The 13,101-nt window shown below is 67.3% G+C and carries 10 protein-coding genes; 2 read left to right on the top strand and 8 right to left on the bottom strand.

The window, feature by feature from the left end:
- Positions 1–145 precede the first annotated feature (145 nt).
- From AC07EQ_RS06070 to AC07EQ_RS06055, 4 genes are all read right to left on the bottom strand, one after another.
- Positions 146–1,726 carry a long-chain-fatty-acid--CoA ligase gene (locus AC07EQ_RS06070; RefSeq protein ID WP_478386826.1) on the bottom strand — a complete coding sequence of 527 codons (1,581 nt, stop codon included), beginning with the start codon at positions 1,724–1,726 and terminating at the stop codon, positions 146–148.
- 215 nt (positions 1,727–1,941) lie between these two features.
- Entirely contained in the window at positions 1,942–3,081 is a 1,140-nt protein-coding gene (locus tag AC07EQ_RS06065) for a beta-keto acid cleavage family enzyme (RefSeq protein ID WP_478386825.1), read from the bottom strand.
- A 45-nt stretch (positions 3,082–3,126) separates the two neighbouring features.
- The gene (locus AC07EQ_RS06060; RefSeq protein WP_478386824.1) at positions 3,127–3,516 is read right to left on the bottom strand and encodes a carboxymuconolactone decarboxylase family protein; all 390 of its coding nucleotides are present in this window, start codon (positions 3,514–3,516) and stop codon (positions 3,127–3,129) included.
- Entirely contained in the window at positions 3,513–4,853 is a 1,341-nt protein-coding gene (locus AC07EQ_RS06055; protein ID WP_478386823.1) for an MFS transporter, read from the bottom strand. Before AC07EQ_RS06055 ends, AC07EQ_RS06060 begins: the two co-directional genes overlap by 4 nt.
- A 165-nt stretch (positions 4,854–5,018) precedes the next feature.
- Between AC07EQ_RS06055 and AC07EQ_RS06050 the strand changes: the two genes are divergently transcribed.
- Positions 5,019–6,053, top strand: coding sequence for an AraC family transcriptional regulator (locus tag AC07EQ_RS06050; RefSeq protein WP_478386822.1), 1,035 nt, complete (start codon positions 5,019–5,021; stop codon positions 6,051–6,053).
- Between the two features lie 18 nt (positions 6,054–6,071).
- Here AC07EQ_RS06050 and AC07EQ_RS06045 read toward each other — a convergent pair whose 3' ends face one another.
- The 4 genes from AC07EQ_RS06045 to AC07EQ_RS06030 form a co-directional block, all read right to left on the bottom strand.
- Positions 6,072–7,502 (bottom strand): purine-cytosine permease family protein, encoded by a 1,431-nt coding sequence (locus AC07EQ_RS06045; RefSeq protein WP_478386821.1) that lies wholly within the window; start codon positions 7,500–7,502, stop codon positions 6,072–6,074.
- Between the two features lie 188 nt (positions 7,503–7,690).
- Positions 7,691–9,019 carry an ArgE/DapE family deacylase gene (locus AC07EQ_RS06040; RefSeq protein WP_478386820.1) on the bottom strand — a complete coding sequence of 443 codons (1,329 nt, stop codon included), beginning with the start codon at positions 9,017–9,019 and terminating at the stop codon, positions 7,691–7,693.
- Between the two features lie 92 nt (positions 9,020–9,111).
- Positions 9,112–10,407, bottom strand: a complete 1,296-nt coding sequence (locus AC07EQ_RS06035; RefSeq protein ID WP_478386819.1) for an aspartate aminotransferase family protein — start codon at positions 10,405–10,407, stop codon at positions 9,112–9,114.
- On the bottom strand, positions 10,404–11,846 hold the full coding sequence (locus tag AC07EQ_RS06030; protein WP_478386818.1) for an APC family permease: 1,443 nt from the start codon (positions 11,844–11,846) through the stop codon (positions 10,404–10,406). The genes AC07EQ_RS06035 and AC07EQ_RS06030 overlap by 4 nt, the downstream gene beginning before the upstream one ends.
- A gap of 271 nt (positions 11,847–12,117) precedes the next feature.
- Here AC07EQ_RS06030 and AC07EQ_RS06025 point away from each other — a divergent pair, with 271 nt between their 5' ends.
- Positions 12,118–13,020, top strand: coding sequence for a MurR/RpiR family transcriptional regulator (locus AC07EQ_RS06025; RefSeq protein WP_478386817.1), 903 nt, complete (start codon positions 12,118–12,120; stop codon positions 13,018–13,020).
- The last annotated feature ends 81 nt before the right edge of the window (positions 13,021–13,101 follow it).

Raw genomic sequence — 13,101 nt, 5'->3', positions numbered from 1 at the left:
ACCTCCTGTAGGCCGAGAGCGGGAGCGCGCCGCCCAGGCGATGGCGTCATGCGAGCCAGGATGCTTCTGGTGGATCAGTGCAGCCCGGGAGCGAAAGCTTTCCCCGGCTGGTTTGGTGCGGGACGAGCGTCTGGCGGCCGATGGGTTACCGCGGGCGGGTCGCCTGGTCGGTACGGCGGAGTTCTCGCTTGAGGATCTTGCCCGTGGCATTCGTGGGTAGGGCGTCGCGGAACTCGACGAGGCGCGGGTATTTGTAGCCGGCCATTGTTGATCGGGCCCAGTCGGTGAGGGCTTCCTCGGTGATGTCCGCGCCCGGGGTGGGGACTACGTAGGCTTTGATCTCCTCGCCGTGGCGGTGGTGGGGGATGCCGACGACAGCGGCCATGCTGACAGCGGGGTGGGCGAGCAGGACTTCTTCGATCTCGCGCGGGTAAACGTTGAAGCCGCCGCGGATGATCACGTCTTTGGCGCGGTCAACGATGTAGAGCCAGCCGTCCTCGTCCCGGCAGGCGAGGTCGCCGGTGCGCAACCAGCCGTCGCGCATGACCTCCGCGGTCGCGTCGGGGCGGCGGTAGTAGCCCTTCATGATGTTGTGCCCGCGGATCGCGATCTCCCCGGTCTGCCCCGGCCCGACCGGGGTCCAGTCCGGTGCCACCAGGTCTACCTCCACACCCCAGATCGGCACGCCGATGGACCCTGGCCGTACCCGGGTCCCACGGGGGGAGAAGGTTGCCACCGGGCTTGTCTCCGAGAGCCCGTAGCCCTCGCGGATCTCCAACCCGTAGGTCTCGGCGAACCTGCGGTGGATCTCCACCGGCAGCGCCGCGCCACCGGACACGGCCATCCGGAGGTTCTTCGCGACGGCGGACACGTCCGCATCGGCGGTATCTTCGCCGAGCATGCCCCAGTACATCGTCGGGACGCCCGCGAAGAAGGTCACCTCGTGGCGCCGTATGAGCTCGAGTGCGCCTCGGGCGTCGAACCGCGGCATCAAGACCAAGGTGGACCGCGCGGCGAGCCCGGCATTCAGCTGCACGCTCTGGCCGAAGGAGTGGAACAGGGGCAGGGTGACCAGGTGGACGTCGTGCTCGACCTCGCCGAACAGCTTGTGGCAGGTCAGCGCGTTGAAGATCATGTTGGCGTGGGTGAGTTCGGCGCCCTTCGGCCGGCCGGTGGTGCCGGACGTGTACAGGATGATCGCGCTGTCGCCGGGCTCTGTCACTGCGGTGTCGAAGGCAGCGGGCTGCGTGGTGAGCGCGTGGGCCAGGTTCTCGCCTTCATCCGCAGAGGGCGTTGCGCTCGGCGGCTCCGTTGGGTCGCCGGAGATCAGGAAGAAGTGCTCGCAACCGTCCGTGTCATCGAATGCGGAGCGGCCTTCGCGGCCAAGCGGGAGCTCTGCGCCGCCTTCGAAGCAGAAGTACGCCTTCGCATCGGAATCGGCGAGGTGGTAAGCGATCTCGCGGCGCTTGAGCAGGACGTTGAGTGGAACCACCACAGCCCCGGACTTCAGGATCCCGTAGTAGACCACCGGAAACCACGCGATGTTGGGACAGGACAGCGCCACCTTGTCGCCCTTGACGATTCCTCGCGACGCGAGCAGGTGAGCGACCCGATTGGCCGCTGCGTCAAGTTGTCGATAGGTCAACCGCTGCTCGCCCGACACGACCGCCACCCGACCGGGCACCGACCGGGCACTGTCCTCCAACACGATGGCGAGGTTGAGCATCGAGAACTCCAGGGTCTTTCGCAGTATGGGTAGCGAGCGCAAGCACTGGCCGCGGAGAGCTGGTGGTGTTCGGCGTGCAGTGCGCCGTTCTCGGCGCACGCCGCGCCACGGGCTTGGCGCGATTGAGGAGAGGTTCTGGTGCGCCGGACCGCCCCGGCGAACGGGAACGGTCCGACGCACCCACGAATTGATCGAGCGGGGTCGGCCGCGCGGTCCTAGACCAGAGCGCGGGCAGCCCCAACCGGAGACTCCCCGGTGGTGCCGGATTCGTGGACCGACGGCATGCCGACGGGCTTCGCCGGAGCACGGTGGCGCAGCGGGACACCCCGCTCACCAGCGCGACGGTTCGGCGGCAGACCAAGGTAGGTGAGTGTCTCTTCGGCAGTGGACCAGTATTCGCCGATCCGGTAGATCCGCTTGGCTTCCTCGGCGCTGGCCACGTCGCGTCCCAGCTCGTTGGCGATGCGGACGATCTGTTCGACCTGCTGTACGGAGGTGATGCGCTCCTTGCGGGGCGCCCACAGGTTGTCCTCGATGCCGACCCGCACGTGCAGGCCCAACGCGATGGCGATGGTGTTCATCGGCAGTGTGGAACGCATGATGCTCTCGATGGTGAGTACCGCACCGTCTGGGCTGCGACGAGCGAACTCGACCAGGTCCGCGGGGTGCAAGGCCGCCGCTCCGCCGCCGATGGCGACGTAGTTGAGATTGAGCGGGCCAGTGTAGACCCCGGCTCGGATCAACCGCTCCACGGTTTCCAGTGAGGGCAGGTTTCCGAGCATGAAGTGCGGTTGGATGCCGGCTTCGGTGAGCCGCTTGAGGTGTTCGAGGTAGAACTCCGGGCCGGCCTCGCTGACCATGTCCCGGTATGCCTTGTAGAGCTGCGGGTTCTGCATGGAGGTGCCGGCGATGTCGTCCTGGGTCAGCAGTTCGACGATGCTCATCTGGCCGGTGTTGATCGCGATCGTCACCTGGTCCGGCTTGGGGTCGAGTTCGGCCAGCAGGTGCCGGGTGTCGTAGTCGAGCCACTCCGCGGCTTCGCCTTCGTCCTTGGGCGCGAACGAGATGGACCCGCCGACCTGCAGGATCATCTCCGGCACGGCCTCCCGCAGCCGGTCGAGCATCTCGTTGAACATCGACAACCGCTTGGACCCGCGTCCGTCCAGCTCGCGAACGTGGATGTGCAGCAGTTGGGCACCGGCGTTGTAGCAGTCAACGGCCTTCTGGACCTGTTCATCCATGGTCACCGGGATGTCGTCGGAGTCGCCGGGCAGCCATTCGGGGCCGTACGGGGCGACCTGGATGACCAGCTTCTCCTGGTTCTCCGGCAGCAGCGAGTCGTCGAGGAAATGCATGTCCTGCCTCCTTGTCGGGGTGGGTTTCGTGGTTGTGGTGAGTGCTCAGTCGCCGGTGCGCTGCTCGCGTGCTGCGAGCTCTTCGGCGAGGATGGGGACGCCGATGTTGCACGCGTGGATGCCGACCAGCGTCGTCAGCTTCAGGACCTCGAGGATCTCCGCACGAGTGACGCCGAGTTCCAGTGCCGCCCGGATGTGCCGGCGCACCCCGGGGGCGTACATGTGCGTGGCGGAAGCGTCCACGGCGATGCAGAGCAGTTCGATGACCTTCGGGTCCAGCACTCCGCTCTGCCAGGGCTGCATGCCAGTGGCCATGAACTGCTCGGTCCAGGCCGGATCCCACTCGTCCAGCTTGTCCCACAACGGGTTCCAAGCGCCGCGGGCGCGCATCTGGTTCACGATCCCGGCACGGGCCGGCTCGCTGTCGGTTTTCATCCGTTCAACTCCGTTTCTCGGGTGAGGGGTGTGGTCGCCGCCGATGCACTGCCGGTGACGGCGGCGAGGTCCCCGTCATAGGTCCGCGAGCCCAACCAGAAGGCCGCGGCGGCGGCGACGCAGAACAGGGGCATGACCGCGAGCGCGGTCTGCAGGCCGAAGCCGTCCGAGAGCCACCCGGTGAGGAGCGGACCGACCGCCAGACCGAACAGGTTCTGCACGAGAACCACCACGCCGCCCGCGGTGGCCCGCAACGAGGGGTGCACGACATCGATCACGGCGGCCGGGGCCGTGCCCAGCGCGGCGGCGAGCGGGAATCCAGCCACCAGGATGAGGGTGAACTGAAGGCCGCCGGGAGCCAGCGCGCCGAACGCGGTGCACAGCAGCACCGCAGTCACGGCTGCCAGCACCGAGGGGACGACCAGCTTGTGAGCCGGGCGCACCGCGGCGCGGCGGTCGGCGAGATAGCCGGACGAGATAGCACCGATGAAGCCGGCCAGGATCACCATGGCGGCCCACACGCCGGCCCTGTCGGTGGCCAGACCGTAAGCCCTTCCCAGGTAGCTGGGCAGCCACGTGTACATAGTGGACAGCACCATCAGGTTCAACGCCCCGCCCGCGTAGCACGCCATCGCCGTGCGGGGACGAAGCAGCTCACCCAGTGTCAGCCACATCCCTGGTCGGGCCGTCCTCGTCCCACCAGCTCGCTTCTCGGCGCCCGAGGGAGCTTCGGCGGCAAGAGCGGGCGTGCGGTAGTCGCGCACCCTCAGGAACAACAGCGCCAGTACCAGGCCGGGAATGCCGAAGACGACCAAGCTCATGCGCCAGCCCCAGTGCGCGACGGCCAGGCCGCCGAGTAGGACGCCCAGGACCGATCCGAGCGGTCCGGCTGCCTGGAACGCACTCAGCACGGTCGCGCGCGACCGCTGGGAGAAGTAGCTGGACAGCAGTGCTCCGCCGGCCGCTCCGTAGCCCGCCTCGCCCGCGCCGAGCAGCGCCCGAGCCGCGAACAGCTGCGCGTAGTTGGCCGACACGGCGCACCCGATCGTCGCAAGGCTCCACAAGCAGCCCATCGCAGAGATGGTCTTCACCCGTCCCCAGCGGTCCGCCACCCGCGCGGTGGGCAGCGCGGCCGCGGCTATCACGATCGAGACCACCGACATCAGCGCACCGAGCGCGGTGTCAGACAGTCCCCACTCCGCTTTCAGGTAGGGGAACGCCGAGACGATGATTTGCCGGTCGACGTAGTCGGTGACAGCCAGTGCGAACGCCATCGCGAACACGCCCCACGCATAGCGCCGGGAGATGAGATGCGCTGCCGAGCCGGAGGTGTCCAAGATCAGTGGTGGTTCACTGCGCCACGACAACCTGACCATGCGCATCCTCCGGGTTCACAGCCGGCTCCGGTGCCGGGATAACCCGAAGACTAGGCACAATCAACCGAAGATGCTTGACCTGACGTGGCAGAATACTTGACATTCTGTGGCATCTGGAGGTGTCTCGTGAGACCGCTCGTCCGCAACGCCGCGCTGAACGGCTACTTGGAACTCACCCGCGCCCTGAACGTCGACCCGCTGCCACTGCTGCGATCGGCCGGCTTGCACGCCACCGATCTGGCCGCGCACAACAAATGGATCTCCGCCGACGCGGTCGCTGAGCTCCTGGAGCTGACCGCGATCGCGACCGGTCGAGACGATTTCGGTTTGAGACTCGCCGAAGACCGGCCGTTCTCGAATCTGGGCCCCGTCAGCCTCGCCGCACGCGAGGAGCCGGACGTGCGCAGCGCGCTGGAGATGATCACGCGCTACCTGCACCTGCACAACGAGGCGCTCCGGATCCGGATGGCCGAAACCAACGGCCTCGTCACCATCAAGGTGGACAGCGCCCTGGGCGCTCCCGCCGAATGCCGCCAGGCCACCCAACTGATCGTGGGCGTCATCCTCTGCAACATCCGCAGCCTCACCGGCCACGGCTGGGAGCCGGTCGCCGTCTGCTTCAGCCACGACCGACCGGCGGACCTCGCCACTCACCATCGCGTGCTGGGCCGGTCGATCCGCTTCGGCGAGGAGTTCGACGGCGTCGTCGTGTACGCCAGTGATCTCGACGCCCCCAACACCCTTTCCGACCCCCTGCTGCGGCCTTATGCCCGGCAGTACCTCGAAGCGATCGCGTCCCCGCTACCCGCCGCCGACGTCGACCGGATCAGGGACCTCATCGAAGCACTGCTCCCGACCGGACGCTGCTCACTCCAGCAGGTCGCGCACAGTCTTGGAGTTGACCGCAAGACGGTGCACCGACACCTCGCCAGGTTCGACGAAACATTCTCGTCGGTCCTCAACTCCACCCGCAGGCAACTCGTCCAGCAATACATCAGCTCCCAGAGCCGCCCCCTGACCCAGGTGGCAGAACTGCTCGGCTTCTCCGCACTCAGCACCTTCTCCCGCTGGTTCCGCTCTGAATTCGGCTCAAGTCCCAAGGCATGGCGGTCCGCTCGCCAGTACAACGGCATCAACAAGCCCCCTGCTGCGACGGGTTGAAAGGGCTTTCCGATGCCATCAATGAGGTGTGGCCGCAGGGGGTGCTGCGCGGGTAACGGGCGCGTTGGCCGCGCGCAGCCGCGGCAACCGCGCGGCGAGCAGCCAGGTAGTGATCAGGTAGCCGGCGCCGGTGATCGCCAGGCAGGTCACGGATGGTACCGCGGCGTCGGGCAACACCAAGTACACCAGGAAGCCGGTGATCGTCCAGCCGATGGCCAGCCAGTTGAAGCCGGACCAGTACCAGTACCGACCGTCCTTGGTGAACAGTTCGGTGATGTCGATTCCCCTGCGCTTGCAGAAGAGGTAGTCGGCGATCAGCACGCCGGCGACGGGAGCGAACAGGTTGCCCATCACCGTCATGAAACCGGTGAACCCGTTGACCAGTTCGGGCAGCAGCGAGAGCACGATGCCGATCACGGCGAGTCCCAGCGTCGCCCAGAACCGGCCGAGCCACCTGATGATGTTGACCAGTGCCAGACCTGCGGTGTACAGGTTCAGGACGTTGATCGTCCAGTTGTCCAGCACGATGTACAGCAGTACGAGGCCGAGCAGTAGGGGGCTGCTGGTGATGTGGGCGATGACGTCGAAGGCGTTGGCGTTGCCGCCCGATGCCACTGCGGCATAGCAGCCGACGAACGCGGTGATGAGTGTTCCGAGCACGGCGGCGGCCATGGTGCCCAGCCACATGTCGACCCGGCTGCGGGAGTAGCGGCAGAAGTCGCTGGCGTTGGTGATCATCGACAGCCAGGCGGACACGACGCTGTTCAGCCACAACGCGACGAGTGACCACTCCCAGGGGATTGGCTGATTCATGCCGAGTACCGCACCCGGCGCGTACTGCGGGTCGTCGTGCGTCATCAGCACTGTGCAGAAGACGATCGTCAGGATGATCTTGGTGGGGAAGGCGATCCGGGCCAGCACCTTCACCGAGTCGTAGCCGACGAGGGCGACGGCGGCCTGCACGATCGCGAAGATCACGCTGACGAGGGCGAAGTTCAGCGTGTGCCCGGTCAGCGCGCGCAGCACTGCGATGATCCCGAGGGCTCCCGCGACGGTCTGGAACGCGAACCAGTAGACGGAGCTGATCATGTGCAGGGTGGATGGGATCCATTTCGCACCGCGCATCCCGAAGGTGATGCGGGTGCCGACCTGGCCTGGCAGGCCGTAGTCGACGCCGATGGTGGCCATGATCGAGTAGGCGCCGAAGGCGATGATGATCCCGGCGAGCATCGTGGCGACGGCGCCCCAGAAGGGAAGGCCGGCGGCGACAGCGCCACCGGCGACCAGAATCATGCCCGGGTTGATCAGGAAGTTGATGATCATGAATGACACGTCCCACCACCGGACGGTCTTCTTGTCATCGGGGATCGCCTCGACGCCGTACTGTTCGACGCCCTTCGGCTGACGGTAGTGCCGGGCCGGAACGTCCTTGTCCTGCGGTATTCTCATCGGATTGACTCGCATTCCGTCTTCGGTGACGCACGAGGGCAGTGCAGTTGTCGCGCGGAAGATCCCTTTGTTCGGAACAGCGGGGCTGGGCATTCTCGTCCACGTGCCTCCGGGTTGGCGGAGAAGCGGAGAAGGCTCGTAGCTCGATCTGTCCTTTCTGGACAGTTCAAGAACTTCCCCAGCGCGCGTTACGGGGTTCTCGATCGTAGTCCGCAGTACTCGATCGCCGCGGCGGCGAAGACCTTTGCCGTGTCTACGATCGAGTTGACGTCAACCCATTCGTCGGGGCCGTGCGCATCCCCGCCCAGGGCGCCGTAGATCAGTGGAGTCGCGCCGGTGGGATGGTAGAAAGCGCCGTCGCAGACCGCGACGAACCCGGTGAGCTCGGTTGCCTTGCCCAATGCGGTCCGCTGTCGTCGGATGCTGTCGACGATGGGGAATTCCGGAGGGGTGTCGAACGCCGGGAAGTGCAGGTCGCCGAGCTCCCACCGCACGACCGGTGGATTCTCGCGCAGCCACGAATCCTGGGCCGCCCAGTGCGCGAGGAAGTCCTCGAACTCGGCTCGGATCTGCGCCGACGTCTCGGTGGGCAGGTATTTCAGGTCGAAGTCGACTACTGCGACGTCCGGGGTGATGGCCGGATTGGTCATCGTGGCGGGCAGGCCGTCTGCACCGATGCCCGCGCCGACGTGGACGACACTGGGGCTGATGGTGTTGACTCCGGGCGGGAGTAGGGGATGTGCCGGTTTGCGGCAGCCCCAGTCGCGCTCGAGTTGACCGACGGCGATGATCAAGCGCGCAGCCAGTTCGGCGGCGTTGACACCGGGCCGGGTGCGGTTGGAGGTGTCGCGCTGCGGGTAGATGTCGTTGTACCGCCATCCGGTGTGCGCGTTGCGTCCTCGGAGGGTGACCCGGACCCATTCCAGTCCACCCTGGCACAGCATGACCTGTTCTTCGGTCGGCTCACCGACGATGACCGCGGAAGCCGTACGTCCGCGGGCGAGGAGGTTCTTGGCGCCGAACCCGCCGGCCTCTTCGTCCACGACGCTGTGCACCTCGAACCGGCCGTCGAGTTCGATCCCGCAGTCGTGGATCGCCTTCGCGGCGGCGATCGCGGCGGCGATTCCGGCCTTCATGTCGTAGCCGCCTCGCCCGTAGAGCCTGCCGTCGCGGATCTCGGCCCCGAACGGATCGGCAGACCACATGGCACGATCCCCGACGGGGACGACGTCGATGTGACCGTTGAGGACGAGACTGCGTTCCTCGGAGCCGTCGCGGTAGGCGCGCACGTTGGGACGGTCGGGGAAGACCTCGTGCTGCTCGGTGGTCAGGCCGGCTGCCGCGAGGTGTGCGGCCACCAGTCGTTGGGCGTCCGCCTCGCGGTTGAGGCCTTCGGCGGACTCGAACTTCGGATTCACGGTCGGGATCCGCACGAGTTCCTGCGTCAGCTCCACGGGGAACTTCCGGTCCTGTTCCACCCGTGCGGTCACCATCTTCACGGCGCTGGCTGTGTCCATGTTCCTCTTCCACCTCACCGGGCGACTGGTGTTGTCGGTGTTGCGGTTGTCCATTGGTAGTTGGTAGTTCTCCGTGGTCGCCGGAGGAGCGATCACCAACCGGCGTATTCCTGGACGATGTCGGGGTCGACGGCGCCTGTGGCGGCTTCGCCGATGGCCTGCGCCAGCAGTGCGACGGCATGGTCGATTTCGGCGTCACTGATGATCAGCGGCGGCGTGATTTCCAGGACGTTGCCGCCGACGGGGAAGGCGACGGCGCCGAGTTCCCAGAGGCGGTAGACGGTCGATGCCGCGAGATCCGGGCTGCGCTCCCGGGTGGTCGGGTCGCGGACCAGGTCGATCCCGATGGCGAGGCCGCGGCCGCGGACATCGCCGACCACCGGCAGATCCGCGCAGGCCTGCCGGAGTCCGGTGATGAACCGATCGCCGGCCGCGGCGGCCCGGTCGGCAAGCTGTTCGGCGGCAAGCACGCTGAGCACGGCGCGGGCCGCCGCGGTGCAGACCGGGTTGCCGGCGGTGGTCAGCAGAGCGGAGGCGACGGGTTGGTCGAGTACCCAGGCGGGCCCGACCGCCGCCGAGATGGGCAGCCCGCCGCCGAGTGCCTTGCCGAAGGTGACCAGGTCGGGGGTGATGTCGTCGTGGGCGAAGGCGTGCAGCAGCCCGGTGCGGCCCAACCCGACCTTCACCTCGTCGCAGATCAGCAGGGCTGCGGCATCGGAGCACAGGGCCGCGAGGTCGCGCAGGAACCCGTCCGGGGGCGCCACGAGTCCCCCATCGGACAGGATTGGTTCGACGATGACGCAGGCGATTTGGCCGCTGGACAGCGCCGAGGCGACTTCGGCGAGGCTCTGCCGCGCGGTGGTGCCCCGGTACGGGTCGGGGTAGGGGGCGAACACGATCGCCGGATCGGGCTGTACGTGCCCGGCATCCAGGTGCACACCGGAGGCGTTCATGGCTACGCCGAGCCCGCCGTGGTAGCTGTGCTCGAATGCGAGCACTGTTGGCTTGCCGGTGGCGTGCCGGGCGCAGCGGATCGCGACATCGTTGGCGTCGCTGCCCGAGTGTCCGAAATAGACCCTGCGCTCGCCGGGCCCGGGAACCAGTGCCAGCAAGTCCTCGGCCAGGCCGACCGAATCAGGGTGCGCCGCTGACAGTGCGCCCGCACCGGGCGGATTGGCCAGCGCTGCAGAGATTGCCGATGCGACCGCGGGGTGGCCGTGCCCCAAGGCGACTGCGGTCCATGTCGCGGACAGGTCGAGCAGCTTCCGGCCGCCGGGCTCGGTGAGCCAACAACCCTGCCCCGCGCGCACGGCGAGCGGATAGAACCGCAGCTTCTCGACACCGGCGATCACCCGGTCCCGGGCATAGAGTTCGGCTGGCTCGGTCATCGCGCAGGAACCTCCGTGTCGAGTTCCGCGCGCTGGTCGGTGTCCAGTTCGTGGGCGAGGGCAGCGCCGATCTTGCGCGTCAGTCGTGGCGCGGCGAAGGCCACGACGACACCGGTGACCACCCAGATGCCGGCCAAGTACGCCGGTCCGAAGTCCGTCAGGTCCGTGAAGCCGTATCCCAGCACGGCGAGGATGAACAGTCCGCCCACCCCGGGTGCGATCAGCTCGACCGGTCGGATTCGGATCTGCCCTCGCCACCACGCTGCGAAAACGGCGACCTCGACCAGGAAATAGACCACGAGGAGGCAGGTCGCGCCCGTGACACCGAAGTAGAAGTAGGAGTCCAGCGCGACATCGCCGGTACCCATCACCGGCCAGGTCGTCAGGTAGGACACCAGCGTGACGACCAGGGCGACGGCCGCGACCAGCAGGAGCGCGTTGCGGGGAGTGTGGTGCCGCGGCTCGATCCGGGCGAACACCCGTGGCCCGAACCCGTCTCGGGCCAGCGCGGACAACAGCCGGGACGCGGTGGCCAGCGAGGACAGATTCGATGCGAACGCCGACATCACCGCAGCGATCAACACCAGGATCCCGAACCAGTGTCCGATGTAGGTGGTGCCGAGATCGCCCAGGGTGTTCGGGGAACTGCTGAACGCCTCCAGTCCTCCGGCGTCGGTACCGAAGCCGATGACCTGGGCGTACATCACCACGACGAACAGCACACCGGTGATCAGCACGGAGCCGAACAACGCCCGGGGGATGTTGCGTCTCGGGTTGTCCGTTTCCTCGCCCAGCGCCGCGCACCCCTCGAAACCGGCCCAGGAGAGGAACGCGGTGACCACAGCGGCGATGATCGGACCGATGCCGACGCTGCCGGGGTTGAACGGAGCCAGGCTGAGTCCGGTGCGGGGGTTGCCGCCGCTGGCCAAGATGACGACTACCAGCACGATCATGGCTGCGATGCCGAGGCCCTCGATCACCAGCAGCCAGGTGGCCACGCTTCTGTTGTCCCGGGTGTTCAGCCAGGTGCTGATGGCCAGGGCGATCAACGCCGGGATTGCCCACGCGAGTTGTCCCGGGCTGCCGGCGGCGTCCAGGAAGGCGTTGAAGAACGCGGCGACGGCGGCGCTCGTGCAAATCCCCAGGAACACGTAGGTGCCGAACAACGCGAACCCGGCGACGAACCCGGCGCGCGGCCCCAGCGTGACCCCGACCAGGGCGTAGGCGCTGCCCGTGTGGTTGTACCGCTGGGTGAGGCGGATGAACCCGTATGCGACCAGCGCGACTCCGATGAAGCCGAGCAGGAACACCAGCGGTACCGCGGCGCCCACCTGGCCGATCACGCCCTGGCCGTTGCCGGTCATCGCCAGCGTGGGGCCCATCAGCCCGAGCGAGAGCGCCAGTGCGCCCCACAAGGTGAATCTGTGTTTTCCAGGCACCATTGCCTCCATCGGTAAAGCGCCATGCCGACGATGTGAAACGGACCAGCACGTGGCGGTCGGTGTTGGGACAGGCGTTGAGCTGGGCGGCGTGGAAGGCCTGATCGCCGCTGCGGGCCACGATGTTATGCACGTTACAATGACGCCGTCAATGGTCAATTTTGTAAGTCTTGTGAGATTGGGGTGGCCCTGCGTCCGATGCGTCCCGAGGCGGCGAAACTGTGGTGGGTTCGCGCGGGACGACGCGCGGGCATCACCGGAAGGATGGCCAATGGCAGCAAAGGGTGAGTCCGGCCGGGCGCGGGGGCTGGACAGGGTGGATCTCGCCGCCTCGGTCGCCGATCGGGTGCATGCGAAGCTGGCCGATCTGAGTCCCAGCGAGCTCAAGGTCGGGCGTGCCTTGCTCGCCGCCTACCCCGCGGCCGGCTTGGAGACGGTCGCGCAGTTCGCCGAGCGGGCGCGCGTCAGTGCCCCGACGGTGTTGCGCTTCGCGGCTCAGCTCGGCTTCGACAGCTATCGCGCGTTTCAGGAAGCGCTGATTCGCGAGGTCCATGAACAGATGGGCTCGCCGCTGCGGCAGATCGGGGCGGCCGACGACGAGCCGGGGGGAGGGCGCGGTGCGTCGGCCGCCCGTCACCACTACGTCGACGTCGTGTCCAGGTCGTTCGAGGCGCTCCCGGAGGCTGAACTCGACCGGGCCGCGGGCTTGCTGAGTGACCAGCGCATGCAAGTGCATCTGGGCGGCGGGCGGTTCAGCCGTGTGCTGGCCGAGTACCTGGCTACCCACCTCACGATGATTCGCGCCTCGGTCCACCTGGTTCCCGTCAGTGAGCTCGAGCGGACGACCACGCTGCTGGATTTCGGGCGGCGCGATGTGCTGGTGCTCTTCGACTATCGCCGCTACGACCAGGATCTGGCCGCGTTCGCACAGGACGCGGCTGCGCGCGGTGCCCACGTCATCGTCTTCACGGATCCGTGGATGTCGCCCGTCGCGCAGGTGGCGGAGGTAGTGCTCCCCGCCAGGGTCGAGGCGCCGAGCCCGTTCGACTCGCTGGTGCCGGCGATGGCGGTGGTGGAAACGGTGATCGCGGCCGTCGCCGAGCAGCTGGGCGCGGCCGCTCGTGCTCGGCTGCGCGAGATCGAGTCGCTCTCGCGCTCGTCCGGCGCCGAGTAGCTCGCCCTTCGCGGCCTGTCCGGGGAGCACCGCGCCCAGAGCTTGGATGATCTATTACAAAAACTGACTGTTGACAGTTCG

The sequence above is a fragment of the Saccharopolyspora sp. NPDC045839 genome, assembly GCF_056431645.1.
The sequence above is the reverse complement of the archived record's forward strand: the minus strand, read 5'-3'. Positions and strand labels throughout refer to the sequence as shown.